This window comes from Cellulomonas sp. NS3, assembly GCF_024757985.1.
Classification (GTDB): domain Bacteria; phylum Actinomycetota; class Actinomycetes; order Actinomycetales; family Cellulomonadaceae; genus Cellulomonas_A.
This window is the reverse complement of sequence record NZ_CP103289.1, coordinates 341,671-366,942: the sequence shown is the minus strand read 5'-3', so window position 1 is coordinate 366,942 and position 25,272 is coordinate 341,671. Positions and strand designations below refer to the sequence as shown.

Sequence of the window (25,272 nt, the reverse complement as noted above, 5' to 3'; positions counted from 1 at the left end):
CTGCGCGCGCCCGCGGTGGCAGGATCGCGACCATGGGTTTCGTGCTGCGGGTCCTCATCAACGGCGTCGCGATCTGGCTCGCGACGCTCCTGCTGTCCGGGCTGACGGTCGTCGGGGGTGACAGCACCGCCGAGCGCGCAGGCATCATCCTGCTCGTCGCCCTGATCTTCGGGATCGTCAACGCGGTCGTGAAGCCGCTCGTGGCGCTCCTGTCCCTGCCGCTGTACATCCTGACGCTCGGGCTCTTCACGCTCGTGGTCAACGCCCTGATGCTCATGCTCACGGCGTGGATCACCGAGCGCGCCGACTGGGGCCTGCGGATCGACGACTTCTGGACCGCGCTCGTCGGCGCGCTGATCATCGCGGTCGTGAGCTTCGTGCTCAGCGTCGCGGTCCCGAGGAGCCGGGACTGACGACCGTCCCCTGGTACTCGGTGACCGTCGCGGTGGTGCCGGGCGCGCCGTAGATCCGGTCCTGCACGGACGCGTCCCAGTCCCGCAGCGACGGGTGGGCGGCCGCGCGCTCCGCCATCCGCTCCGCCGACCGGACGTAGACCTCGGGCGAGTGCGCGTCGATCACCCCGCGCGCCGCGAGGCGGTCCCGGACGTCGGGCGACTGCGCGAGCTCCACGCGCACGGACGTGCGGTTCGGCGCGTCCGTGCCCGGGACGGCATCCGTGACGGGGACCAGGTCGGTCGCGTGCTCCAGGCTCAGGAGCCGCACGTCGGGGGGCACGGGCATCGGGGCCACGGGCGACCCCGCCGTGAGCACGTGTGTGATGGTGAACCGCTCGCGCACCCCCGGGTCAGCGGCCACGCGTGCGGCTGCCATGCCGCCCTGGCTGTGCCCGGCGAGCATCACCGGCTCGCCCCTGCGCACGCCCGCCTGCGTGAGCGCGCCCACCACGAGCCCCGCGGAGGCGGCCGCGATCCCGGCGGTGAGCCGTAGGTTCGAGGGGTCGTTGAGCGGGTTGGTCGTCCAGGGCACGTGGTCCTCCGTGCCGGGGACGGCCACGACCCAGGACCTCGTGCCGTCGGGGTGGTCGAGCCGGGACACCGCGACCGTCCCCGGCGCTCCCGCGTAGCCGGTCCGCACCTCCGCCAGCACGTCCGCGGTGCTGCGCGGGCCGTCGGCGGTCCTCGGCCAGCGGGGCAGCACGGGCACCAGGAGCGTCGGCTGCACCGGTGCGACGCCGAGCCGCTGCGCGAGCGACGGGACCACCGGGACGACGCGCACCTCGCCGGTGCCGAGGCGGCGGGCCAGCGGGGCGACCGCCTCGCCGACGGGGGCCCGGACGGGGAGCTGCAGACCGGGCCGCAGCGCCCGCAGGTAGGTCGCGACGCCGTAGAGCATCGTCTCCGCGGCGCCCGAGCGCACGAGGTCGGCCGGCCCGACCCACCGCCCCGTGCTGCGGTGCACCGCACCCTCGAGGACGAGCCCTCCCGCGAGCCCCGCGACGACCACCTGGCCGGCGGCGAACCGCAGCGGCGTCTGCGCCAGCAGGGTCGCGCCGACGGCGGTGAGTCCGCGGACGACGCGCTCGGCGCCGCTCTCAGCCGCCGCGTAGCCCTCGGCCGCGCGGTCGAGCGACCGCGCGAGGTCCCGCACGCGCGCCGCCGTCGCCGCTGGGGTAGTAGGCCCGCGACCCAGCGGTGCGAGCGCCGCACGCGCGTGCTGCCCGGCCGTGAGCCCGTCGGGTCCGGCCCACGTCACGCGCTCGGCGGTCGCGAGCGTCGCGGTGGCGTCGTCGAGCAGGTCGGCGGCGGAGCGCAGCTCGACCGCGGCGCGACGGAGGTCCTCGAGCCGGGCCACCGTGCCGCCGTAGCCGCCCGTGACCCGGATGCCCCCGGGTTCGGCGGCGCACCCGGGCGCCCGGTCGGCGACACCCCGGCCGAAGGGGCCGGCGGCGTCGTCGGAGCCGTCGGCGGCTCGGTCGGCCGTCACCCCGCACCGCCGGGCACGCCCGCTGCCGCCGCCGCGGTCCTCGCCGCCGCGAGCGCCTGCAGAGCCGTCGCGCGGTCGGCCGCCCGGACGTCCTCGAGCGCGGCCTCGACCAGTGCGGCGGTCGCGAGCACCTGCCGGTGGGCCTCGTCGAGCGCCTCGCGGTAGCGCGACGCGGCGTCCGAGACCCAGTCGACGTGCTGGGCGGCGGCGAGCCGGCGCGCGGCGTCGTGCACCGTGCCCGCCGCGCGCGCCACGAACGGCGCGACCGCGCCGGCGCCGCCACCGGTCCACCCGGACGGCGTCCCGCCGCTCCACCCGGTCCCACCCCATGCCTCTGCCATGCGCCGGACGCTAGGGCGACACGCGCGGACCTCCCGCCCGCCCCCGCACTGGCCGTGCGAGGTCGCCGCGCGGAAAAGGCTGGGGGTGTCCGAGCCGCTCCCCGGTTACCCTCACCCGGTGTCCCGTCCCTCGGCGCCGCTCGGCGTTCTGGCCGTCGTCGTCGGCTCGCTGCTCTTCGCGGTCAACGGCACCGTCGCCAAGATCGCCATGCAGGCCGGCCTCAGCCCCACGCGGCTCGTCGAGATCCGCTCGCTCGGTTCCGCGGTCGTGCTCGTCGCCGCGGCGCTCGTCTTCTCCCGCGGGTCGCTGCGGCTGCGCGGGCGGGAGCTCGCCGTCATGGCGGTGCTCGGCGTCGTCGGTGTCGCGCTCGTGCAGTGGTTCTACCTCGTCGCGATCTCCCGGCTGCCCGTCGGGCTCGCGCTGCTCATCGAGTACACCGCTCCCCTGCTCGTCGCGCTGTGGGCGCGGTTCGTGCTGTGCGAGCAGGTGCGCGCGCGGGTGTGGTGGGCGCTCGCGGCGTGCCTGGGCGGGCTCGCGCTCGTCGCGCAGGTCGGCGACGGGGTGGTGCTCGACGCGATCGGGCTGCTGGCGGCGGCCGCCTCCGCGGTGTCGCTCGCGTGCTACTACCTGCTCGGCGAGCGCCTGCTCTCCGAGCGGGACCCGCTCTCGACGCACGCGTGGTCGATGGGCTTCGCCGCGCTCTTCTGGATCGTGCTGCAACCGCTGTGGACGTTCCCGGTCGGGACGCTCGGTGAGGCCGTCGCGCTGCCCGGCCCGCTCGCGGGCGCCGAGCCGCCGATGTGGCTGCTCGTCGCGTGGATCGTGCTGCTCGGCACCGTCACGCCGTACCTGCTGTTCCTGTGGGGCATCCGGATGCTCGGGGCCGCGCGGGCCGGGCTGCTCGGGATGACCGAGCCCGTGGCGGCGTCGGCGGCCGCGTGGCTCGTGCTCGGCGAGGCGATGACGGGCGTGCAGCTCGTCGGCGGCGCGGTCGTGCTCGGGGGGATCGTGCTCGCCGAGACCGCCCGGCCGCGGGTCGTCGCGGCCGACGCCTCGGACGCCTCCGACGGCTCCGACCGGGACGCGCGGGACGACGCGATCGTGCTGCCGGAGAACGTCGTCCCCTGACGCGCTCGACGTGCGGAAGCCCGTGGCCGGGGTTGGATGGGGCTGTGACCAGGAAGTTCACCGCCGCCACGGTCGCCGCCGCTCTCGGGCTCGTGCTCGGGGGCTGCTCCGCGACGATCCCGACCGACCCCGACGGGACGCTCGACTCGCTGCGCGGCGGGGTCGTGCGCGCCGGCGTCTCGGTCAGCCCGCCGTGGACCGACGCCGAGGCGGGCGAGCCGAGCGGGCTCGAGGTCGACCTCGTCGAGGACTTCGCCGGGACGCTCGACGCGCAGGTCGGGTGGACGGTCGCGGGCGAGGAGGAGCTCGTCGCCGCGATGGAGCGCGGTGAGCTCGACGTGCTCGTCGGCGGCCTCACCGCGACGTCGCCCTGGGCCGACAAGGTCGCGCTGACCTACCCGTACCTGACGACGACCGGCCCGGAGGGCGAGAAGGAGCTCCACGTCATGGCCGTCCCGTCCGGGGAGAACGCGCTCATGACCGAGCTCGAGCGGTTCCTGCTCGACCAGGAGGTGCAGCAGCCGTGACACGCTTCGGGCACACCGAGCTCCCCGACGAGCAGGAGCAGGCGCTCCGCCGGGCCGTGCCCGAGCAGTTCCTGCCCGGGCTGCGGGCGGCCCAGGACGACGACGCGCCGGCTGGCACCCGCGCGCCGGACCGCCCGCGGTAGGCACGCCGGACCGGAACGGCCGGAGGGCGCGCAGCCGCGGCCGCACGCCCTCCGGGTCGGGTTCAGCGCATCAGCGCGTCGTCCACCGCTGGTTGGCGCCCGCGTTGCACGTCCACAGCACGACGCGCGTGCCGTTCGCGGTGCCCTTCGCGTTCACGTCGAGGCACAGGCCCGACTGCTGCGCGACGACCGAGCCGTTCGGGCCCGGGGCGAACCGCTGGTTCGCCGCGCCGCTGCAGCCCCAGATCACGAGCGCGGTGCCCGCGCTCGTGCCGCCGTCCTTCGCGTCGAGGCACATCGTCCCGCCGAACGTGCGGAGCTCGCCCGCGGCCGTGAAGGTCCACGCCTGGTTCGCGGCGCCGGTGCAGTCCCACACCTGGACGCCCGTGCCGTGCGCCGACGAGTTCCCGGCGACGTCGAGGCAGCGGCCCGACTGCGCACCGACGAGCTGGACCGTGCCCGTGGGCGCGGGCGTCGGGGCGGCGGTCGGAGCCGTCGTCGGTGCCGTCGTCCGCGTCGGGACCGGTGCCGGGGTCGTCGGGGGCGTCGTCCCGCCCGGGACCGTGATGTTCGGCCACGGCGCGGCCGGCATCCGGTCGCCGAGGAAGAACGACGGGTGCGGCGGCTGGTTGTAGGCGGTGTTCTGCCAGGCCAGCGCCTCGCGGTACTGCAGGTCGTGCAGCAGCGTCGGGATGCGCAGGTCGGTCGGTGCCGACGTCGTGTAGATCCGCAGCGCGGTGTTGTCGGTCGTCGGCCAGATGATCTCCTCGCGCCAGTCGCCCAGGATGTCGCCCGAGAGCGACGGCGTCTGCTTCGTGGAGTTGTTCGAGTGCACGCCCGACGCGGTGAGCAGGCGGGTGTCGCCGGTCGGCGTGTACTTGTCGACCCGCGTGCCGTCGACGAGCTCGCGGACCGCGTCGCCGTCCCACCACGCGAGGAAGTTGTGCGCCGACGGCTTGCGGCCGACGTCGACGCCCTTCGTGTTCTTGAGCTGGCTCACGGCCGACGACCACGACTCGGCCCCCGGGCTCCCCGCCCAGACGTCCGCCGAGACGCCGCGACCGTTGTCGCTGCCGCTCGGGGTCTGCCACAGGACCTGGCCGGTGCGCGCGTCGGCGAGGAACGAGCCGGGCTTGGCCTTGTCCTCGTCGACCTTGAACAGCTCCAGGCCGGGGCGCGACGGGTCGAGGTCGCCGACGTGCATCGCGTCGCCGTGGCCCATCCTCGTGTTCCACAGGGGCTTGCCGGTGTCGTCGACCGCCATCGCGCCGTAGACGATCTCGTCGCGCCCGTCGGCGTCGACGTCCGCGACCGACAGGTTGTGGTTGCCCTGTCCGGCGTAGCCGCTGTGGGCGTTCGAGTCGAACGTCCACCGCTTCGTGAGCTTCCCGTCGCGGAAGTCCCAGGCGACGAGGACCGACCGCGTGTAGTACCCGCGGGCCATCACGATCGACGGGCGGGTGCCGTCGAGGTACGCGGTCGCGGCGAGGAAGCGGTCGACGCGGTTGCCGTACGAGTCGCCCCACGACGAGACCGTGCCGCGCGGCGGCTCGTAGCTCGCGGTCGCGCGGGCAGCGCCGGTGCGACCGTCGAACACCGTCAGGAGCTCGGGGCCGGCGAGGACGTAGCCCCCGGAGTTCCGGTGGTCGGCGGACGCGCTGCCGATGGTGACGCCCTTGCCGTCGACGGTGCCGTCGGCGGTCTTCATGACGACCTCGGCGCGGCCGTCCCCGTCGTAGTCCCACACCTGGAACTGCGTGTAGTGCGCGCCGGCCCGGATGTTCTTCCCGAGGTCGATCCGCCAGAGCCGCGTGCCCTCGAGCGTGTACCCGTCGACGTAGACCGGGTCGGTGACGCCGGACTGCGAGTTGTCCTTGGCGTTCGCCGGGTCCCACTTGAGGACGATGTCCAGGTCGCCGTCGCCGTCGAGGTCGCCGACCGACGCGTCGTTCGCGGCGTACTGCGCGCCGGGTGGGCTGATCTTCACGTCGCGGTAGCCGGGGCCGAAGTCGAGCGCCGTCGAGGCCGTCTGCTCGGCCCCGTTCACGACCGCACGGACGGTGTAGGTGCCGCCCGTCCAGCCCGCATGCAGGTAGTTCGTCGCTCCCGTGACCGGCGAGGGCGTGACGCGCGTGCCGTCGCGGTAGACGTGGAACGCGACGTCCTTCGGGTCGGTGCCGAGCAGCCGCCACGTGACGAGGGTCCCGCTGCCGGAGCGGACGCTCACGGCGCCGCGGCCGAGGTTCTCGAGCTGCTTGGGGCTCCCCGCGGCGGCCGCGGGAGCGGCGGCGAGCGGGGCGAGCGCACCCGCCACGAGCGCGGCGGCGAGGGCGACGGGCAGGGCTCTCGACAGGAGACGGTGTCGTCGCCGCGCCGGGTGTGCCAGGGACATGGGAACTCCTCCAGGCCGTCGGCCGGGCGGGGGCACGGCCGTGCGGGTGCCGGTGTCGGCATGCACCGGGGACGGGTCACCTCCGCGGCGCCGCGGCGAGCCCGCGGGGGCGGGCACGCCGGTGTACGACGATGCAGAAGGACGGTGCACGGCGACGCTAGGCGACCGCGGAGCGCTCCGCGGGCGGTTCCGGATGAGAGTGTTCTCGCCGCCCGGCCGGCTCAGGGCGCTCCGGAGCCCGGCGGCCGCCACCGCCCCAGACCGAGCACCACCACCGCCGCGAGCGCCGCGACGACGGCCCCGAGCCGGAACCACGACGCCCCGCTCGCCGGCTCCCCCGCCGCGAGCACCGCCGCCGCGGTCAGCGTGAGTGCCTGCGCCCCGAGCTGCAGCACCACGAGCCCGCGCAGCTCCGCGACGACGAGCGCCACCTCGACGCGGGTGCCCCACCGGGCCTGGGCCGCCGGCGCGGCGGTCCGGAGGAGCAGGTGCACCGCGAGGACGAGCCCGCACGTGCGCAGGTCGACGGCGACCGGCTCCTGCAGCAGGCGCACGGCGACGACCACGAGCAGCGCGGCCGGGGCGATCCCGCCCGGCTGCAGGACGGTGAGCGCCACGCACCCGACGGCCACGGCCAGCAGAGGCACCCGCAGCCCGCCCGTCCCCACGTCCGCGAGCCCGGACAGCGCCACGACCAGCGCACCGAGCACCGCCAGGGCGCCGCGCAGCACTCCCCCGGGCACCGTCGCCCCGAGGTCGACGAGCACGCGCTCGTGCCGTGACGACCGCCACGCCGCCAGGCCCGCGCGCGGCGTCGGCGGCCGACGCCATCCCGTCGTCAGCGTCTCTGCGAGCCGGCTCACCGCCCGGCCCCCACGCCCGGGCGCCGGTGGGACTGCCGCGCCAGCTGCCCGAGGTCGACCCACGGGTCACCGGTGGCCCATGCCACGAGCTCGACCCCGGCGGCGGTCAGCGCCGCGAGCCGGTCCGACCGCTCGATGCTGACGAGCCGCAGCGCGAGGCGCTCCTGATCGCTCAGCGTCGTCTCCCGCCCGCGCGGCAGCACGTCGACCGCGACGACCCGGTGCCCCGACCGCCGCCACGACGCGGCGGCCTGCGCGGCGTCGTCGTCGAGGAACGTCGAGAACACCACGACGAGCGCACCCGACGGCAGCTGCGGCGGGCGGACCCGGGTGCGCGGGTCCCCCTCGGGGCGCGTGAGGGCGAGGCTGTGCACGATGCGCGCGAGCTGGCGCCGACCCCCACCGGGCGCCACGGGCCGGCGCCGGACACCCAGGTCGTCGAGCCCGACACGGTCCCCCGCGGCCACGAGCTGCTGCGCGACCGACGCGGCGGCCTCCCGTGCGACGTCGAGCGACGTGGCGTCCTCGGGCCGCACCGGACGCAGGCCACCCCACGTCGCCGGGTCGGGCCCGACGTCGTCGCGGGAGTCGACCACGAGCATCGCGACCGCCTCGGCGAGCGCGTAGGAGCGCCGCACGTACAGCTCGGACAGGTCGGGCGCGCGGCGGGCCGTGACCCGCCAGTCGATGCGCCGCAGCCGGTCGCCCGCGGAGAACGGGTGCACGTCGCGCAGCCCCCCGCCGTCCCCGGGCCGCCGCGACTCGTGCGCGCCCGTGAGCCCGCGCAGCCGCCACGGCAGCGGCAGCGCACCGAGCGGTCGCGGCGCCGGGAGCACCATCACGCTGTGCGGCTCGGTGCGCACCGGGTCGGCGATCGTCGCGAGGCCGACCCCGAACGCCTGCACGTCGGCGTGCGCGAGCTCCTGCGGACCGGTCCGCACGGTCCGCACCGCGACCGGGACCTCGCGGGTCCCGGTCACGCGGACGAGCACCTCGACGGTCCGCGAGCCCGGGCGTCGCACGCGCAGCAGCGCCGCGTCGGTCCCCGGCGGCCCCTCGACGCGCAGCACCGAGCGCAGCTCACCGCCGGTCTGCGCCTCGTCGGCCGGCCGGACGCTCGCGCGCACGGATCCCCCGGGCCGGCGGGCGAGGTCCCACGCCGCGCCCACCAGCGGGGCCGCGGCGACCAGGGCCACGTCGGGCCGGCCGGCGAGCGCACCGACGAGCAGCAGGAGCAGCCCGGCGGTGAGCCCGATCGCGCAGGCGCTCGTGCGCGGCCACGGGTCACCGGCGGGCGGCTCGCTCACGCCGCCCCCGCACCCGCGCGCACCGCCCCCGCGCGTGCCGTCGTCGGGCCCGCGACCCGCTCGAGCAGCTCCCGCACGACGTCCTGCGGCTGGACGCCGGCGGCCCACGTCTGCGGTGTGAGGGTCAGCCGGTGCGCGAGCGCGGGCACCGCGACGGCCTTGACGTCCTCGGGCGCGACGAAGTCCCGGCCGGACAGCACCGCGAGCGCGCGCGCGACGAGCAGCAGCGCCTGCGACCCGCGCGGCGACGCCCCGACCTCCACCGCGGGGTGCTCGCGAGTCGCTGCGGCGAGGTCGACGCAGTAGCGCACCACGTCCGCGTCGACCGGGACGGCCTCGACGCCGGCCTGCATCGCGAGCAGCGTCGGGGCGTCGACGACCGTGCGGACCGGCGCGGCCTCGTGGCGGCGGTCGAGCCGGCGCAGCAGCACGTCGGTCTCGGCGTCGCGCCCGGGGTAGCCGACCGCGAGGCGCACCATGAACCGGTCGAGCTGCGCCTCGGGCAGCGGGTACGTGCCCTCGTACTCCACCGGGTTCGACGTCGCCATGACGTGGAACGGCTCGGGCAGCCGGTGCGTCTCGCCGTCGACGGTGACCTGCCGCTCGGCCATCGCCTCGAGCAGCGCCGACTGCGTCTTGGGTGCGGTGCGGTTGATCTCGTCGGCGAGCAGCAGCCCCGCGAACACCGGCCCGGGCCGGAACGCGAACGACGCGGTCGCGGGGTCGAACACGCTGGACCCGGTGATGTCGGACGGGAGCAGGTCCGGGGTGCACTGCACGCGCCGGAAGTCGAGGCCGAGCGCGCTCGCGAGGCTGCGCGCCGCGAGGGTCTTGCCGAGCCCGGGCACGTCCTCGAAGAGCACGTGGCCGCCCGCGAGCACGGCCGCGAGCGCGGTGCGCAGCGCGTCCTGCATGCCGACGACGACGGTCCGGACCTCCGCGAGGACGGCGTCGCTGCGCTCGGCGACCTCGGTGACGGACAGCGGGGCGGGCGTGGTCATGGGTCCTCCGACGTCGGGGGGCGGGGTCACGGGCGGGTGGCTGAGGGCGGGTCGGTGACCGTGGACCGGGCAGCCTCGGGCTCGGCGGGCGCGGGCCGGGCGGCTGCGGGCCGGTCGGCTGCCGGCCGGTCGGCGGTCGGGCGGGCGGCCGCGGGCGGGCCGGCGGGCACGAGCGCCTCGAGGCGCGCGACCGTGTGCTCGACGTCCGCGAACCGCGGCATCCGCCCGGCGGCCGGGTGGAGGGTCGACCACGCTCTGGGCCCGAGCATTTCGGCGGCGCGCGCGTCGTCCTCGGGGTCGTCGAGCCGGAGCCCGACGCGCGCGAGGCGGCTCGTCGCCGTCCGGCGCAGGCGCTGCACGACGCGTTCGCCGACCCGGCCGTCGCGCCCGCGCATCGTCCAGGACAGGTGCGCGAGCTCGGTGCGTGCGCCGTGCCGGTCGGGCGAGGGCTCGCGCGACCAGCGCTCGTCGGGCCGCGGGTCGAACGTCGCGCCGACGAGCGCGAGCCCGACGGCGCCGAGACCCGTGAGCACCGCGTGGAGCGCGTGCATCCCGACGAGCCAGGCGACCGCGCCCACGACCACGCCGCACACGAGCGCCCCCAGGACCGGACCGCGCACGCCCTCGACCGCGGCCCGGCGGCGCGCGGCGCGTGCGGCACGTGCGGCCCGGTCGTCGCCAAGCAGCCCGGCGTGCACGTCGTTCATGCCGGCACCCCGGGGTCGCGCCCGGTCGCCGTCCCGGTCGGGGCCCCACCGCGCTCGGCACGAGCATCGTCGTGCCGTGAGCCGGCCTCGTCGTGCCCCGTCCCGGCCCCGTCGTCCCCGCTGCCGCGCCGCAGCCCCTGCCGCGCGCCGTGCGCGAGCCCGTCGGCGAGCACGTCGAGGCAGCGCCGCGCCGCCGCGACGTCCGCCGCCGTCACCGGGTGCGCGCTGAACCGCGCGGCGAGGTAGAGGTCGAGCAGCGTGCGGGTCGCGGCGGGGTCGGCCCGCGTGGTGCCGAGCACCTCGACCGTGAGCTCCGTGGCGGTCGTCGAGCGCTCGCGCACGATGCCGGTCGTGGCGGCTGCCTGCTCGAGCGCGACCCACGCGGCGACGACCGCGTCCCCCGGCGGCACGTCCTCGTCGAGCCGGCGGCCGGCGGCCGCGACCCCCTCGCGCAGCTGCGGCACGGTCACGCCCTCGACGAGGTCCACCGCAGCGGTCGCCGGTGCGGCACCCTCGGGCACCGCACCCCGGCGCGCGAGGGCCGCGAGCGCACGCCGCACGAGCAGCGCCAGCACCACGAGCAGCGCGAGCACCCCGAGGACGGCGACCACCCGCCCGGTCGCGCTCACGAGCCCCGACGGGAGGGCTCCGGGCTGGAGGTCGAGCGGCGGCGTCGTCGGGAGCGGCCGCTCGGGCGGCGGCTCGGGCAGCGGGACCAGCTCCCACGCCGTGGGCCGGCCGGTCACGGTCCAGGGCCCGGCGGCGGCTGCGGCGAGCACCACGCCGACGACGAGCACCACGACGGGAGCGACGCGGCGGGCGGCGCGCCCGGACGACGGCATCGGCGGCGTCCCCATGACCCTCCTCGGCCTCGCGCGGGCGGTGCGCGCCCACCCTACTGACGCGTCTCTGGGAGCGGATGCCACGGTCCGGCACCGCGCTGCTCTGGGATGATGGGCCGCATGCCCGCTGACGCCTCGACGCCTCACGCCCGGACCTCGCTCGCCGAGGTGCAGCCGCCGATCGCGCTCGGCCCGCTCGACGGCCGGTACCGCGCGGCGGTCGCCCCGCTCGTCGACCACCTGTCCGAGGCGGCGCTCAACCGCGAGCGGGTGCACGTGGAGGTCGAGTGGCTCGTGCACCTCGCGACGCAGCAGGTCCTGCCCGGTGCCCCGGCGCCGTCGGACGCGGACATCGCGTACCTCCGCGCGGTCGTCACGGACTTCGGCGCCGCGGACGTCAAGGAGCTCGCCGCCATCGAGCGCGTGACGGTCCACGACGTCAAGGCCGTCGAGTACTTCCTCAAGGAGCGCATCGCCGCGGCACCGTCGGTGCTCGGCGAGGGCACGGTCCTGCCGGCGCTGAGCGAGCTCGTGCACTTCGGATGCACGAGCGAGGACGTCAACAACCTCAGCTACGCCCTCATGGTCCGCGGCGCCGTCCAGCGCGTCTGGCTGCCCGCCGCCCGCGCGCTCGTCGACCAGCTCACCGCCCTGGCGCGCGAGCACGCCGAGGTCCCGCTCCTCGCGCTCACGCACGGCCAGCCCGCGACGCCGACGACGCTCGGCAAGGAGCTCGCCGTCCTCGCGCACCGCCTCCGCCGCCAGCTCCGCCGCATCGAGGGCGCCGAGTTCCTGGGCAAGCTCAACGGCGCGACGGGCACGTTCGGCGCGCACGTCGTCGCCGTCCCCGGCGCGGACTGGCCCGAGGTGAGCCGCACGTTCGTCGAGCACCTGGGCCTCACCTGGAACCCGCTGACGACGCAGATCGAGTCGCACGACTGGCAGGCCGAGCTGTACAGCGACCTCGCGCGGTTCAACCGCGTGCTGCACAACCTCGCGACCGACGTCTGGACGTACATCTCGAACGGGGTCTTCGTGCAGATCCCCGTGGCCGGGGCGACCGGGTCCTCCACGATGCCGCACAAGGTCAACCCGATCCGCTTCGAGAACGCCGAGGCCAACCTCGAGCTGTCGAGCGCGCTGCTCGACACGCTCGCCTCGACGCTCGTGACGTCGCGGCTGCAGCGCGACCTCACCGACTCCACGACGCAGCGCAACATCGGCCCGGCGTTCGGGCACTCGCTGCTCGCGATCGACAACGTGCGCCGCGGCCTCGGCGGCCTCGCGGTGGACCGGGAGCGCCTCGAGCGCGAGCTCGACGCCAACTGGGAGGTGCTGGGCGAGCCGGTGCAGTCCGCGATGCGGGCCGCGGCGGTCGCCGGGGTCGCCGGGATGGAGAACCCGTACGAGCGCCTCAAGGACCTCACGCGGGGTCGCCGGCTCACCGCGGAGGACATGCGGACCTTCGTCGCGGGCCTCGGGCTGCCCGACGACGTCGCCGCGCGCCTCGCCGCCCTCACCCCGGCGACCTACACCGGCCTGGCCGCGCAGCTCGTCACCTACCTGGACGACTGACCGAACGGTCGACATCGTCGCAGGTCAGGGCATGTGAGAGCCCTCTCACCTGGTGTTCGACCCGTTCTGCGAGGACACAGCCCGCCGCTGAGCGCCATCTGACGGGCTAGAGCGAATGGGTGAAACCTGGACAACCGACCGGTTCGCCTGCACAATCGTGACTCGATCCGGTTCGTCCGGTTACATCCGATTCTCGGCGAGGTTGCCCACGTGACGCTCATGCAGAAGGCGATCACCCCCGCACTGACTCGCGCTCACCTGAGCGTCGGTCACGACCGGGTGGCTGGCTACGTGGTCCGCGCCGACGACGTGGCGTTCGCCACGACCCCCGCGCAGCTCTTCGAGGTCCACGGCCTCGGGTACCCGGGGACGCCGTTCAGCCCGTACGCACCGTCGATCGACGTCCTGCGGTTCGAGTCCTCGCCGCAGCTCCAGTACCGCGACGTGCCGGGCTACATCGTCCCGCTGTGGTGGCTCCGCCACTCCCGCATCCCCCCGGGCGCCGAGCTCGTCCGCGTCTTCGCGGACGGCACCTCGATCCTCCTCGGCCGCTACGGCGACGTCGGCACCGGCTGGAGCGTCACGCAGATCGGCGCCCACCGCCCCGCGCTCGCGTCGCTGTCCCGCTGCGTCGGCCCCGTCGCCAAGTGGCACGGCGCCTACCTCGAGGCCGACGTCATCGACGAGGGCCGGACGGTCACCCTGGCGCTCGCGAACCCGCCGCTGTCCGAGACCGGTTTCCAGCAGGCGCCCTCGGGCCGCTGGTTCCGCCGGGTCCCGCGCGAGGACGTCAGCGAGCTGTTCGAGCTCGACCTGACGGCGCGCTGGAACGGGCTCGAGGTCCGCGTCGTCGACCAGTGGCAGGACGCCCAGCGCTACGTCGTCGCCCGCATCTCGCACCTCGGCGACGACATCGAGCGCGCCGAGCGCCTGCGGCTCGACCGCATCGAGGCTGGCGTCTACGAGGCGATCGTCTATGCTGCTGAACTGACAGATATCCAGACAAACCAGGTCGTCCCCGCGACCTGGGCGCCCGGCCCCGCACAGCGCGCGTGGGCATGAGAGCGTTCGTCTAGCGGCTCACGCCGCACCCCCGAACCGCGCGCCGGGCCTGACTCCCCCCCGTTCAGGCCCGGCGCGCACCTCGTTGTCCGGGACCCCGCGACTCACGTACCCGTACGTGGACGTCGCCAGGAGGGCTCGCGCGCAGGCTGGCACCGGAACCCACCGGGCGCGCACCGGCTCCGCGGGCTACCGGCTCCGACCCGGCATCCGGCTCAGGCCGACGCCACCTGCGGGCGGAAGACCCCCGACACGTCCGGCACCGGGATCGCGGCGAGCTCGGCGAGCGCCGCCCGGTACGCCACCTCGTCCCCCGCACGTGCGGCCTCGCGCGCGCGGACGGTCGGCCCGTGCAGCGCGGCGCGGGTCCGCCGGCGCAGCGAGCGCGCGGCCCGCTCGTCGAGGGCGACCGCCACGTAGGGCGCGACGTCGGGCTCGCCGTCGTCGGTCACCGTCCCGGCCGCCGGGTACGCCGGGTGCGAGGCGTCCGCCGGGTCCGGCACCACCGCAGGGTCCGACACCACCGCAGGGTCCGACACGTCCGCCCGCTCCACCGCGGCGACCGACCGCGACCGCGCGTCGAGCCGGACCGCCGCCCGGGCCAGGGCCCACGCCGCCGCCATCGCCTCGGCCTGCTCGGCGCCGTCCACGAGCGCCTGGTCGAGCCCGCCGAGCACGCGCCGGCGCTCCGCGACGACCGCGGGGTTCCACTCGCGCACGCGCCGCTCGGCATCGAACTCCGCGGCGGTCCGCTCGACGATCGCGCGCGCGGCCTCGACCGGGGCGGAGTGCTCGTCGGGCGCGTACTCGGCGACGGTGGTCAGGCTCACGAGGCGGACGCCCGGCAGGTCGCCCACGCCGGGGTCGACGTCGTGCCGCAGCGCGAGGTCGACGACGGCGAGCGGACGGTCGACGCCCGCCCGCGCGGCGGCGAGCGCCTCGACCTCGAGGACCGCCCCGGCCGCGCCGCTGCACGCGACGACGAGGTCGACGTCCGCGAGCTCGTCGTGCAGGTCCTGGCTCGTCACCGCGCGCACGCCGCGGGCGGTCGCGAACGCGCGTGCCCGGCCGCTCGCCGAGTACACGCGGACCTCGCCGCACCCGCGCGCCTTGAGGGCGGCGAGGCTCGCGCCGGCGTAGGAGCCGGTGCCGATGAGCACGCACCGGACGTCGGGCCAGGCCGGCAGGCCGTCCTCGACGAGGTCGAGCGCGACCGAGACGACCGACCGCCCGGCGGCGCCGAGCCCGGTGGTCGCACCGACCGCCCGGGAGGCGCGGGAGGCCGCCTGGAAGAGGGCCTCGAGCGCCGAGGTCGTGGTGCCGTCGCGCCGGGCCGCCGTGAGCGCACGGCGGACCTGACCGGCGATCTCGCGCTCCCCCACGACCATCGACTCGAGGCCGGACGCGACGGAGAACAGGTGCTCGGCGACCTCGGCGCCCGTGGCGGCGTGGACCTGGCCCGCGACGCGCTCGGGCGCGTAGCCGGAGCGGGCCGCCACGACCCGCGCCGCACCGGACCGGGCGTGGTCGAGCGCCTCGGCGTCGTCGACGTCGAGGTACAGCTCGAACCGGTTGCACGTCGCGAGCACGACGGCACCGGACACGGCGGGGCAGCCGGCCACGATCTCGCGTCCGACCGCATGCGTGTCGGCTGAGAGCCGTTCCAGCACCGAGAGGTCGAGGTCGTGGTGGCTGGCGATCAATGACAGCAGCACCACGAGTCACGATTGAATCACCCTCGGGAATGTCCGGCACAATCGAGGGGTGACTCTCCCCTCGACACACCCGCTCGTGGACGGCCGCACCACGAATTCCGCGCTCGTGAGCGCATTCTCCGGTCGCCGCCCCGAGCGGCTGCCGGTGTGGTTCATGCGGCAGGCCGGCCGGTCCCTGCCCGAGTACCTGCGGGTCCGGGAGGGCGTCGCGATGCTCGACGCGTGCCTGCGGCCCGAGCTGGCCTCGGAGATCACCCTGCAGCCGGTCCGGCGGCACGGCGTCGACGCGGGCATCTTCTTCTCGGACATCGTGGTGCCGCTGCGCCTCGCGGGGGTCGACGTCGACATCGAGCCCGGCGTCGGGCCCGTGCTCGGCTCGCCGGTGCGGACCGCCGACGACGTCGCCCGGCTGCGCGACGCCGGTCCGCTGACCGCCGAGGCGCTCGCGCCCGTGAGCGAGGGCGTGGCGCTGACGGTCGCCGAGCTCGGGTCGACGCCGCTCATCGGCTTCGCGGGCGCGCCGTTCACGCTCGCCGCCTACCTCGTCGAGGGCCGCCCGTCGCGGGACCACCTCGGCGCGCGCACGCTCATGCACGCGGACCCCGACACGTGGCGCCAGCTCACCGAGTGGGCCGCGGACGTCACGGGGGCGTTCCTGCGGGCCCAGGTTCTCGCCGGGGCCAGCGCCGCGCAGCTCTTCGACTCGTGGGCGGGATCGCTCTCGCTCGCCGACTACACCCAGCACGCCGCGCCGTCGTCGGCCCGCGCGCTCGCGTACGTCGGTGGGCTCGGCGTACGGACCGTGCACTTCGGGACCGGGACGGGCGAGCTGCTCGCGGCGATGCGGGACGTCGGCGCGGACGTCGTCGGCGTCGACTACCGGGTCCCGCTCGACGAGGCCAACCGCCGGCTCGGCGGGCGCACGCCGCTGCAGGGCAACATCGACCCCGCGCTGCTCGGCGCGCCGTGGCCGGTGCTCGAGGCGCACGTGCGGGACGTCGTCGCCCGCGGGTCCGTCGCGCCCGCGCACGTCGTCAACCTCGGCCACGGCGTGCCGCCCGAGACGGACCCGGACGTGCTGACCCGGGTCGTCGAGCTCGTGCACTCCCTCTGAGGGGCGTCGTCGTGCGGCGCGACGGGTCGGCGGGGACCGGGCACGGGGACGTCGCCGGTGAGCCCGGGGCGGTCACCGGCCCGCGTCCCGCCGCCGCGCACGCAGCCGACGACGGCTCCGGGGCGCCTCCCCCGACCTGGGGCGCCGTCGTCGTCGGCGGGGGCGTGGCGGGGCTGGTCGCCGCACGTGAGCTCGCGCGCGCCGGGGTCGCGGTGCTGGTCCTGGAGCGAGGGCCGGCACCCGGCGGCGCGGTGGGCGCGCACGAGGTCGCGGGGCTCGTGCTCGACACCGGCGCCGAGTCGTTCGCGACGCGCGGCGGGACGGTCGCCGAGCTCGCCGCCGAGCTCGGGCTGACGTCGCGCGTCGTCCTCCCGGAGCCGCTCGGTGCGTGGGTGCAGCTCCCGGGGCTCGCCGGCCCGCTGCCGCGTGCGGGGCACCTCGGCATCCCGGCCGACCCGTGGGCCGAGGACGTGCGCCGCACGATCGGGCGGGCGGGCGCCCTGCGGGCGAGCCTCGACCGGGTCCTGCCCGCCTGGTGGGCGCCCCGGGGCGACGCCGCCACCCTCGGCGCCCTCGTGCGGGCGCGGTTCGGGCGGCGCGTGCTCGACCGCCTCGTGCGCCCCGTCGTCGCCGGCGTCATGGCGGCCGACCCCGACGACCTCGCGGCCGACTCCGCGTCGCCCGGGCTGCGTGCGGCCCTCGCCCGCGAGGGGTCGCTCGGGGGCGCGGTGCGGCGGCTGCGCGCCCTGGCACCGGCCGGGTCGGCGGTCGCGTCGTTCGACGGCGGCATGCACGTGCTCGTCGACGCGCTCGTCGCGGAGGTCGTCGCGCACGGTGGGGTCGTGCGGACGGGGGCGGACGTGACGGCGGTGCGGCGGGCCGGCGCGGGGGGCGACGGGCCCACCGGCGCCGACGCGCACGGCCAGGACCCGCCGGTCGCGCAGCGACGCGCGGCCGGCTCCGGCGCAGCCGCCACGGACGACGCCTCCGACGCCGGAAAGACCACGGGTGCCGGCTCCGGGGGGACCTGCTTCGAGGTCGCGCTCCGCGGGGAGCCGCCGGTGAGCACCGCCCGGCTCGTGCTCGCGACGCCCGCCGGCCCCGAGCTGCTCGCAGCCGGCCTGGCGCCGGAGCTCGCGGGCCACCGGCCGGACGCGGGCGCCGACGTGGTGCTCGCGACGCTCGTGCTGGACGCCCCGGAGCTCGACGCCGCGCCGCGCGGCACGGGCGTGCTGGTGACGCCCGACGTGCCCGGTGTGCGCGCGAAGGCGCTCACGCACGCGTCCGCGAAGTGGGTGTGGGTCGCGCGCGCGGCGGGTCCCGGGCGCCACGTCGTGCGGCTGTCCTACGGGGTCGCCGACCGCACAACCGGGCCCCTGGCCGACGACCCCCGTGATCTCGACCCCGCCGCGCTCGCCGCCCTCGCGCTGCGCGACGCCTCGACGCTGCTCGGGGTGCCGCTGCGACCCGAGCAGGTGCGGGGCACGGCCCGGGTCGCGTGGTCGCAGTCGTTGCCGCGGCCGAGCGCGGCGCACCGGGACGTCGTCGCGCGCGTCCGGACCGCCGTCGAGGGCCTGCCGGGGGTCGCGGTGTGCGGGGCGTGGGTCGCCGGGAACGGGCTGGCGTCGGTCGTGCCGGACGCCCGGCGCGCCGCGCGGTCGCTGCTGGGGAATGGGATCACCGAAAAGGCGTGACGCGTGCCACACTGGCGTCGACGGGAACTGTTCTGACAGTGGGTCAGGAACAGGTCACATTTCTCGCGAAAATGCGGCGACGGCCCCGCGGGATTTCGCCGGCAGCGCACGGTCGCCCCCACTTTTCGACAACCCCCGCCGGGTGGACGACACTGGAGCCATGCCCTCGACCGTTCGTATCGGCACGCGCGCGAGCACCCTGGCGCTGACCCAGACCGGGCACGTCGCCGACGCGCTGGCCCGGCTCGGCGGCTTCGACGTCGAGATCGTGCACGTCCGCACGGAGGGCGACCGGCTCACCGGCTCGCTCGCGACGCTCGGCGGGACGGGCGTCTTCGTCACCGCGCTGCGCGACGCGCTGCTGGACGACCGGTGCGACGTCGCCGTCCACTCGCTCAAGGACCTCCCGACCGGCCCGGCCGACGGGCTCGTGCTCGGCGCGGTCCCGCCCCGCGAGGACCCGCGCGACGTGCTGTGCGCGCGCGAGGGGTGGACGCTCGCGACGCTGCCGCCCGGCGCACGCGTCGGCACCGGGTCCCCGCGCCGCGCCGCGCAGCTCCGGGCCGCCCGGCCGGACCTCGACGTCGTCGACATCCGCGGCAACGTCGACACCCGCCTGCGCCGCGTCGCCCCCGGCGACCTCGACGCGGTCGTGCTCGCGCGCGCCGGGCTCGCCCGTCTCGGCCGGCTCGACGCGGTCACGCAGGAGCTCGACCCCGCCGTCATGACCTCGGCCGCGGGGCAGGGCGCGCTCGCCGTGGAGGTCCGCGCGGGCGTCACCGACCCGCAGCTCGCCGCCGCGCTCGCCGCGCTCGACGACCCGGCCTCGCGCCTCGCGGTCGCCGCCGAGCGTGCGCTGCTCGGGCACCTCGAGGCCGGCTGCGCGGCCCCCGTCGGCGCGCTGGCCCGCCTCGACGCCGCCCCGACGGACGACCCGGCCGCGGCCGACGCGCGGCTCGACGGTGCGCCCGGTCACGTGCTCACGCTCGACGCGGTCGTGGTCCGCACCGACGGCTCGCAGCAGCTGCGCCGCTCGGCCCGCGCCACGCTCGCGCCGGAGTCGCCCACCGTCGACTCGGTGACCGACGTGCCGGCGGACCCGCGCGGCACCGGGCGCCTCGTCGGGCACGTCGACCCCGAGCGCCACGCCGCCGCGGAGACGCTGGGCCGCACGCTCGCGGAGGAGCTCCTGGACGCGGGCGCGGCCGGCCTCGCCGAGCTCGGTCCCCGCTGATGCCGGGCCGCATCCCCGACGGGGTCCTGCGCTCCGACGTCGACCCGGCGCGCCTCGCCGGACCCCTCGCGGGCGTCCGGGTGCTCGTGCCGCGCGCGGACGACGGCGCCGACCCGCTCGTCATCGCGCTGCGGGCCGCGGGCGCCGGGCCCGTGCCGGTCGCGCTGATCCAGACCGTCCCGCCCGAGGACCCGACCGAGCTCGACGACCTGCTGCTCGCGCTCGGCTCGCGCTGGTACACGTGGCTCGCGATCACGAGCGCGGCGGCCGTGCCGGTGCTCGTGGACCGCGCGGAGGAGGTCGGGACGCCGCTCGCCGAGCTCGTGCAGGGCACGCGCGTCGCCGCCGTCGGGCCCGCCACCGCGCGGGCGCTGCGCGCCGAGGGCGTCGAGGTGGACCTCGTGCCGTCGGGCTCCTCGTCGGCCGCGACGCTGCTTGCCGTCTGGCCGGCCCTGCCGCCGGCCGGCGACCCGGGTGACGGCGGCTCCTCCGAGCCGCACGCCGCCGAGCACGACCCCGGGCGCGTGCTCGTCCCGCACGCCGACCTCGCCGCACCGACGCTCACGACCGGGCTCCGTGCCCGCGGGTGGGAGGTCGACGACGTCGTCGCGTACCGGACGGTGCGCGGGCCGGACCCCGACCCCGGGGTGCACGAGGACTGGACCGCCGGGCGGCTCGGCGCGGTGCTGCTGACGTCCGGCAGCACCGCCCGGAACCTCCTCGACCTGCTCGGTGAGCCGCCCGCCGACACGCTCGTCTGCTGCATCGGCCCGTCGACCGCCGCCGAGGCGGCGCGCCTCGGGCTGCGCGTCGACGCGGTCGCCGAGGAGCAGACCCCGGCCGGACTCGTCGCCGCACTCGTGCGCGCACGGGCCGCGCCGGAGCCCGAGCTCGCGGTACCGCCCACCCCCAGCCGACCGACCGACTCCCCGTCACCCGAGGTGACCGCATGACCCAGCCGACGATCCCGGCCGTCCCCTCCACCCCCGCTCGCGCCGTGCCGACCCCCGGCCGCACGCGCCTGCGCCGCCTGCGCCAGAGCCCCGCGATGCGCCGGCTGGCCGCCGAGACGCGCGTGCACCCCGCCGAGCTCGTGCTGCCCGTGTTCGTCAAGGAGGGGCTGACCGAGCCGCGACCCCTCACGTCGATGCCCGGCGTGCTGCAGCACACGCGCGACTCGCTGCGCCGCGCCGCCGTCGAGGCCGCCGAGGCCGGGCTGGGCGGCGTGATGCTGTTCGGCGTCCCCGAGCGCCGCGACGCGACGGGCACCGGGGCCACCGATCCCGACGGGATCCTCAACGTCGCGATCGCGGACGTCGCCGCCGAGGTCGGGGACGCGCTCGTCGTGCAGGCGGACCTGTGCCTCGACGAGTTCACGGACCACGGGCACTGCGGCGTGCTGACCGCGTCGGGCGCCGTCGACAACGACGCGACGCTCGTGCGGTACGCGGAGATGGCGCTCGCGCAGGCCCGGGCGGGCGCCCACCTCGTCGGGCTCAGCGGGATGATGGACGGTCAGGTCGCGGTCGTGCGGGACGCGCTCGACGGCGAGGGCTTCCTGGACACCGCGGTGCTCGCGTACGCCGCGAAGTACGCGTCGGCGTTCTACGGACCGTTCCGCGAGGCCGTGGAGTCGACGCTCGAGGGCGACCGGCGGACGTACCAGATGGACCCGGCCAACCGCCGGGAGGCCGCGCGCGAGGTCCTGGTGGACATCGCCGAGGGCGCCGACGTCGTCATGGTCAAGCCCGCGCTGGCCTACCTCGACGTGCTCGCGGACGTCGCCGCGATGTCGACCGTGCCGGTCGCGGCCTACCAGGTGTCCGGCGAGTACGCGATGGTCGAGGCGGCCGCGGCGAACGGCTGGATCGACCGCCGGCGCGCCGTGACGGAGTCGGTGCTCAGCATCCGGCGTGCGGGTGCCGATCATGTCCTGACGTACTGGGCGGTGGAGCTGGCCGGATGGCTGCAGGAGGAGAACAGATGAGCGGGCACACGCCGGAGACCTCCGAGCGGTACTTCGCGCGTGCACGCGGCGTCATCCCGGGGGGTGTGAACTCGCCGGTCCGCGCGTACGGGGTCGTCGGCGGCACCCCGCGGTTCATCGCGTCGGCCAAGGGCCCGCACATCACGGACGTCGACGGGCGCGAGTACGTCGACCTCGTGTGCTCGTGGGGCCCGGCGATCCTGGGCCACGCGCACCCGGCCGTGCTCGACGCGGTGCACGCCGCCGCCGACCGGGCGCTGTCGTTCGGCGCCCCGACGCTCACCGAGGTCGAGCTCGCCGAGGAGATCCGCCACCGGGTCCCGGCCGTCGAGCGGCTGCGGCTCGTCTCGACGGGCACCGAGGCGACGATGACCGCGATCCGGCTCGCGCGCGGCGCGACCGGCCGCGACCGCATCATCAAGTTCGCCGGCTGCTACCACGGGCACGTCGACGCGCTCCTGGCGTCCGCCGGCTCCGGCCTCGCGACGCTCGCGCTGCCCGGCTCGGCCGGTGTCACCGCCGCGGTCGCCGCCGAGACGATCGTGCTGCCCTACAACGACCTCGCCGCCGTCGAGGCCGCGTTCGCCGAGCACGGCGAGACCATCGCCGCCGTCATCACCGAGGCGGCGCCCGCGAACATGGGCGTCGTCCCGCCGCTGCCCGGCTTCAACAAGGCGCTGTCGCGGATCGCCCACGAGCACGGCGCGCTGCTCATCCAGGACGAGGTGCTGACCGGTTTCCGCGTCGGCCCGTCGGGCTGGTGGGGGCTCGAGGGCTCGGTCGAGGGCTGGGACCCGGACCTGCTCACGTTCGGCAAGGTCGTCGGCGGCGGGCTGCCCGTCGCCGCGGTCGGCGGCCGGCGCGACGTCATGGAGGGGCTCGCCCCGATGGGCCCCGTCTACCAGGCGGGCACGCTCTCGGGGAACCCGGTCGCCACCGCCGCCGGGCTCGCCACGCTGCGCGCGGCGGACACCGCGGTCTACGGCCGGGTCGACACCGTCGCCGGGGTGCTGCGCGGCGCGCTGACGCAGGCGCTCGCCGCCGAGGGCGTCCCGCACGTCGTGCAGTGGGCCGGGAACCTGTTCAGCACGTTCTTCGGCGAGGACGCCGCCCAGCACGGCGCGCGCGACTACGCCCAGGTCCAGGCCAGCGAGTCGTGGCGCTACCCAGCGTTCTTCCACGCGCTGCTCGACCACGGGGTGTACGCACCGCCGTCGGGCTTCGAGGCGTTCTTCGTCTCGGCCGCGCACGACGACGACGCGGTCAACCGGGTCATCGACGCGCTGCCGGCGGCGGCGAAGGCGGCTGCGGCGGCGACCCCACCGGCCCGCTGACGTCCGGCCCGCCGCGCGACGAGACCCGCCGCGCGGCCCGGTCCACCCCGGGACGCTGCCGCCGAGGGGCGGTCGCGGGGCGACGGGCACGCGACGAGGCGCTGGGCGGGTCGTCGCGCCCCACGTCGACGTCGTGCCGGGCGGGCACCGCACGCGGCCCGAGGGCGGCCGCCGGGGAGCGGTAGCCTGCCGGACGTGAATCCGCCCGGGACCGACGCGCAGGCGGCCCTGGTCGACGAGCTCGAGGACGAGCGCCGGTACCTCGCCGACGCCCGCGCGGCGCTCGGGCGCATGCGGGACCGGGCCGAGGCGCTGCTCGAGGTCGGGGCCGGCACGGTCGGGGACGCGTACGCCGCCGAGCGGCTCGGGGTCGCGCTCGTCCGGCGCGTCCGGGAGCTCACCGTCGACGAGGACACGCCCCTGTTCTTCGGGCGGCTCGACCTCGCGGAGCCCAGCGGGGACGCGGCCGACGACTCCACCCGGTTCTACATCGGCCGCCGGCACGTGACCGACGACGTGAGCCACCCGCTCGTGCTCGACTGGCGCGCGCCCGTGTCGCGCGCGTTCTACCGGGCCAGCGCGCGCGAGCCGCAGGGCGTCGTGACGCGGCGGCGGTTCGGGTCGTCGGGCGGCGCGCTCACGAGCCTCGAGGACGAGCACCTCGACCGGGCGGCGGCGTCTGCGAGCTCCGACGGCGCCGCCGGGGACAGGTCCGGAGCCCCGAGCAGCATCCTCACCGCCGAGATCGAGCGCCCCCGCGTCGGGCCCATGCGCGACATCGTCGCGACGATCCAGCCCGAGCAGGACGAGCTCGTGCGCGCCGACCTGTCGGTGTCGCTGTGCGTCCAGGGCGGCCCGGGCACCGGCAAGACGGCGGTGGGCCTGCACCGCGCGGCGTTCCTCTTCTACACGCACCGCCAGCGGCTGCAGCACGCGGGCGTGCTCATCGTCGGGCCCAACCGCACGCTCATCCGCTACATCGCGCAGGTCCTGCCGTCCCTCGGCGAGCTCGACGCCGAGCAGGTGAGCGTCGGCGACCTCTACCCGCTCGACGTGGGCGCGACGGACGCGCCGGAGGTCGCGGTGCTCAAGCACGACGTGCGCCTGGCGGCCGTCCTCCACCGGGCGCTGTGGTCCCGGGTCGCGCCCGCGACGGCACCGGTCACCGTCCCGCACGGCTCCTACCGCTACACGCTCTCCCCGTCAGCGCTCGACGAGCTCGTCACCGAGGCGCGCGCCCAGGCGACGACCTACGGTGGCGGGCGCGAGCGGCTGCGCTCACGGATCGCGGCCGCGCTGAGGCGCACGGTCGAGAACCGCAGCGCCGAGGCGCCGAGCGAGTCGTGGTTCCGCAGCACGAGCCGGAGCCGCCCGGTCACCCAGGCGCTCGACGCGGTGTGGCCGGCGACGACCCCCGAGGCGCTGGTGCACGCGCTGCTCTCCGACGGCGCCGCGCTCGCCGCAGCCGCCGACGGCATCCTCGACGACGCCGAGCAGGAGCTGCTGCTCTGGGCGAAGCCGGCCCGCACGCCCCGCGCCGTGCGGTGGAGCGAGCACGACGCGGTGCTGCTCGACGAGGTCGCCGGGCTGCTCGACCGGCCGCGCGGCTACAGCCACCTCATCGTCGACGAGGCGCAGGACCTGTCCCCCATGCAGTGCCGGGCGCTCGCCCGCCGCAGCACGCACGGGTCGGTGACCGTGCTGGGCGACCTCGCGCAGGGCACGACGCCGTGGGCGGCCCGGAGCTGGCACGACACGCTGACGCACCTCGACAAGGCCGGCGCCGAGGTCGTCCCGCTCACCACCGGGTTCCGCGTGCCGCGCGTCGTCATGGAGTACGCGAACGCGCTGGTCCCGTCGCTCGGGACCGGCCTGCCGGTGACGTCCTCGCTGCGGCATGACGGCTCGCTGCGGGTGCGGCAGGTCGGTGACCTGGTGGCCGGCGCCGCGGAGGAGTGCCGGGCGGCGCTCGACTTCGAGGGGTCGGTCGGGCTGATCGTGCCGGACTCGCTCGTCCAGCACGCGGCGCGGGCGCTCGACACGGCCGGGCTGGCGTGGGACCGGACCGACGCCGAGGTGCCGACCGGCCGGATCGCGCTCGTGCCCGCGTCCGTGGCGAAGGGCCTCGAGTACGACCACGTCGTCGCGGTCGAGCCGGCGCGGGTCGTCGCCGAGGAGGCCCGCGGGCTGCACCGGCTCTACGTCGTGCTGACGCGTGCGGTGTCGCGGCTCGTCGTCGTCCACCTCGAGCCGCTGCCCGAGGCGCTGCGCTCGCGCGACGCGGCCTGACCGTCCGGCCGGGGTCCGCGCCGTGCGACGGCACCGGCCCGCGCCGGAGCCGGGTGCCGGCGGGTTACCGTC

At 76.8% G+C, this 25,272-nt stretch carries 22 protein-coding genes; 13 read left to right on the top strand and 9 right to left on the bottom strand.

Going from position 1 to position 25,272, the window contains the following annotated elements:
* The first annotated feature begins 32 nt into the window (after positions 1-32).
* Positions 33-413, top strand: coding sequence for a phage holin family protein (locus NXY84_RS01740; RefSeq protein WP_258725470.1), 381 nt, complete (start codon positions 33-35; stop codon positions 411-413).
* Here NXY84_RS01740 and NXY84_RS01735 read toward each other — a convergent pair.
* Together NXY84_RS01735 and NXY84_RS01730 are read right to left on the bottom strand one after the other, a co-directional pair.
* Entirely contained in the window at positions 382-1,944 is a 1,563-nt protein-coding gene (locus tag NXY84_RS01735) for a hypothetical protein (RefSeq protein WP_258725469.1), read from the bottom strand. The two genes, NXY84_RS01740 and NXY84_RS01735, sit on opposite strands and share 32 nt — an antisense overlap.
* Complete coding sequence (locus NXY84_RS01730; RefSeq protein WP_258725468.1) at positions 1,941-2,285, bottom strand: hypothetical protein; 345 nt, start codon at positions 2,283-2,285, stop codon at positions 1,941-1,943. Before NXY84_RS01730 ends, NXY84_RS01735 begins: the two co-directional genes overlap by 4 nt.
* 118 nt (positions 2,286-2,403) lie before the next feature.
* Here NXY84_RS01730 and NXY84_RS01725 point away from each other — a divergent pair, with 118 nt between their 5' ends.
* The 3 genes from NXY84_RS01725 to NXY84_RS01715 are packed head-to-tail and all read left to right on the top strand — an operon-like array spanning position 2,404 to position 4,084.
* The gene (locus NXY84_RS01725) at positions 2,404-3,414 is read left to right on the top strand and encodes an EamA family transporter (protein WP_258725467.1); all 1,011 of its coding nucleotides are present in this window, start codon (positions 2,404-2,406) and stop codon (positions 3,412-3,414) included.
* Positions 3,415-3,458: 44 nt separating this feature from the next.
* Complete coding sequence (locus tag NXY84_RS01720) at positions 3,459-3,941, top strand: transporter substrate-binding domain-containing protein (RefSeq protein WP_258725466.1); 483 nt, start codon at positions 3,459-3,461, stop codon at positions 3,939-3,941.
* Complete coding sequence (locus NXY84_RS01715; protein ID WP_258725465.1) at positions 3,938-4,084, top strand: hypothetical protein; 147 nt, start codon at positions 3,938-3,940, stop codon at positions 4,082-4,084. Before NXY84_RS01720 ends, NXY84_RS01715 begins: the two co-directional genes overlap by 4 nt.
* 70 nt (positions 4,085-4,154) lie before the next feature.
* Here the strand turns inward: NXY84_RS01715 and NXY84_RS01710 are convergent, their stop codons facing one another.
* From NXY84_RS01710 to NXY84_RS01685, 6 genes are all read right to left on the bottom strand, one after another.
* Complete coding sequence (locus NXY84_RS01710) at positions 4,155-6,476, bottom strand: ricin-type beta-trefoil lectin domain protein (RefSeq protein ID WP_258725464.1); 2,322 nt, start codon at positions 6,474-6,476, stop codon at positions 4,155-4,157.
* Positions 6,477-6,697: 221 nt separating this feature from the next.
* Entirely contained in the window at positions 6,698-7,339 is a 642-nt protein-coding gene (locus NXY84_RS01705) for a hypothetical protein (protein ID WP_258725463.1), read from the bottom strand.
* Positions 7,336-8,646, bottom strand: coding sequence for a DUF58 domain-containing protein (locus NXY84_RS01700; protein WP_258725462.1), 1,311 nt, complete (start codon positions 8,644-8,646; stop codon positions 7,336-7,338). The genes NXY84_RS01705 and NXY84_RS01700 overlap by 4 nt, the downstream gene beginning before the upstream one ends.
* The gene (locus NXY84_RS01695) at positions 8,643-9,647 is read right to left on the bottom strand and encodes an AAA family ATPase (RefSeq protein ID WP_258725461.1); all 1,005 of its coding nucleotides are present in this window, start codon (positions 9,645-9,647) and stop codon (positions 8,643-8,645) included. Before NXY84_RS01695 ends, NXY84_RS01700 begins: the two co-directional genes overlap by 4 nt.
* A 26-nt stretch (positions 9,648-9,673) precedes the next feature.
* Complete coding sequence (locus tag NXY84_RS01690) at positions 9,674-10,354, bottom strand: hypothetical protein (RefSeq protein ID WP_258725460.1); 681 nt, start codon at positions 10,352-10,354, stop codon at positions 9,674-9,676.
* Positions 10,351-11,211, bottom strand: a complete 861-nt coding sequence (locus tag NXY84_RS01685; RefSeq protein WP_258725459.1) for a DUF4129 domain-containing protein — start codon at positions 11,209-11,211, stop codon at positions 10,351-10,353. Before NXY84_RS01685 ends, NXY84_RS01690 begins: the two co-directional genes overlap by 4 nt.
* A 105-nt stretch (positions 11,212-11,316) precedes the next feature.
* Between NXY84_RS01685 and purB the strand changes: the two genes are divergently transcribed.
* Both purB and NXY84_RS01675 read left to right on the top strand, forming a co-directional pair.
* Complete coding sequence (gene purB / locus NXY84_RS01680; RefSeq protein WP_258725458.1) at positions 11,317-12,771, top strand: adenylosuccinate lyase; 1,455 nt, start codon at positions 11,317-11,319, stop codon at positions 12,769-12,771.
* A gap of 219 nt (positions 12,772-12,990) precedes the next feature.
* Positions 12,991-13,833, top strand: a complete 843-nt coding sequence (locus NXY84_RS01675) for a hypothetical protein (protein WP_221196469.1) — start codon at positions 12,991-12,993, stop codon at positions 13,831-13,833.
* 215 nt (positions 13,834-14,048) lie between these two features.
* Here NXY84_RS01675 and NXY84_RS01670 read toward each other — a convergent pair whose 3' ends face one another.
* Entirely contained in the window at positions 14,049-15,548 is a 1,500-nt protein-coding gene (locus NXY84_RS01670) for a glutamyl-tRNA reductase (RefSeq protein WP_258725457.1), read from the bottom strand.
* Positions 15,549-15,597: 49 nt separating this feature from the next.
* On the opposite strand from NXY84_RS01670, the gene hemE reads away from it, so the two are divergent.
* From hemE to NXY84_RS01635, 7 genes are all read left to right on the top strand, one after another.
* Positions 15,598-16,662 (top strand): uroporphyrinogen decarboxylase, encoded by a 1,065-nt coding sequence (gene hemE / locus NXY84_RS01665; protein ID WP_258725456.1) that lies wholly within the window; start codon positions 15,598-15,600, stop codon positions 16,660-16,662.
* A gap of 11 nt (positions 16,663-16,673) precedes the next feature.
* The gene (locus tag NXY84_RS01660; protein WP_258725455.1) at positions 16,674-18,356 is read left to right on the top strand and encodes a protoporphyrinogen/coproporphyrinogen oxidase; all 1,683 of its coding nucleotides are present in this window, start codon (positions 16,674-16,676) and stop codon (positions 18,354-18,356) included.
* A 160-nt stretch (positions 18,357-18,516) separates the two neighbouring features.
* Entirely contained in the window at positions 18,517-19,590 is a 1,074-nt protein-coding gene (gene hemC / locus NXY84_RS01655) for a hydroxymethylbilane synthase (RefSeq protein ID WP_258725454.1), read from the top strand.
* Entirely contained in the window at positions 19,590-20,543 is a 954-nt protein-coding gene (locus tag NXY84_RS01650) for a uroporphyrinogen-III synthase (RefSeq protein ID WP_258725453.1), read from the top strand. The genes hemC and NXY84_RS01650 overlap by 1 nt, the downstream gene beginning before the upstream one ends.
* Positions 20,540-21,577: a porphobilinogen synthase gene (hemB, locus tag NXY84_RS01645; RefSeq protein WP_258725452.1), complete on the top strand. Its 1,038-nt coding sequence runs from the start codon at positions 20,540-20,542 to the stop codon at positions 21,575-21,577. Before NXY84_RS01650 ends, hemB begins: the two co-directional genes overlap by 4 nt.
* Positions 21,574-22,911, top strand: a complete 1,338-nt coding sequence (gene hemL, locus NXY84_RS01640) for a glutamate-1-semialdehyde 2,1-aminomutase (protein WP_258725451.1) — start codon at positions 21,574-21,576, stop codon at positions 22,909-22,911. Before hemB ends, hemL begins: the two co-directional genes overlap by 4 nt.
* Positions 22,912-23,106: 195 nt before the next feature.
* Positions 23,107-25,200 carry a HelD family protein gene (locus tag NXY84_RS01635; RefSeq protein ID WP_258725450.1) on the top strand — a complete coding sequence of 698 codons (2,094 nt, stop codon included), beginning with the start codon at positions 23,107-23,109 and terminating at the stop codon, positions 25,198-25,200.
* Positions 25,201-25,272 lie beyond the last annotated feature (72 nt).

Coding starts and splice junctions, on each gene's coding strand:
- hemL (WP_258725451.1), top strand. CDS start 21,574: ATGAGCGGGCACACGCCGGAGACCTCCGAGCGGTACTTCGCGCGTGCA.
- NXY84_RS01685 (WP_258725459.1), bottom strand. CDS start 11,211: ATGGGGACGCCGCCGATGCCGTCGTCCGGGCGCGCCGCCCGCCGCGTC.
- purB (WP_258725458.1), top strand. CDS start 11,317: ATGCCCGCTGACGCCTCGACGCCTCACGCCCGGACCTCGCTCGCCGAG.
- NXY84_RS01730 (WP_258725468.1), bottom strand. CDS start 2,285: ATGGCAGAGGCATGGGGTGGGACCGGGTGGAGCGGCGGGACGCCGTCC.
- hemB (WP_258725452.1), top strand. CDS start 20,540: ATGACCCAGCCGACGATCCCGGCCGTCCCCTCCACCCCCGCTCGCGCC.
- NXY84_RS01650 (WP_258725453.1), top strand. CDS start 19,590: ATGCCGGGCCGCATCCCCGACGGGGTCCTGCGCTCCGACGTCGACCCG.
- NXY84_RS01690 (WP_258725460.1), bottom strand. CDS start 10,354: ATGAACGACGTGCACGCCGGGCTGCTTGGCGACGACCGGGCCGCACGT.
- NXY84_RS01675 (WP_221196469.1), top strand. CDS start 12,991: ATGCAGAAGGCGATCACCCCCGCACTGACTCGCGCTCACCTGAGCGTC.
- NXY84_RS01695 (WP_258725461.1), bottom strand. CDS start 9,647: ATGACCACGCCCGCCCCGCTGTCCGTCACCGAGGTCGCCGAGCGCAGC.
- hemC (WP_258725454.1), top strand. CDS start 18,517: ATGCCCTCGACCGTTCGTATCGGCACGCGCGCGAGCACCCTGGCGCTG.
- NXY84_RS01740 (WP_258725470.1), top strand. CDS start 33: ATGGGTTTCGTGCTGCGGGTCCTCATCAACGGCGTCGCGATCTGGCTC.
- NXY84_RS01710 (WP_258725464.1), bottom strand. CDS start 6,476: ATGTCCCTGGCACACCCGGCGCGGCGACGACACCGTCTCCTGTCGAGA.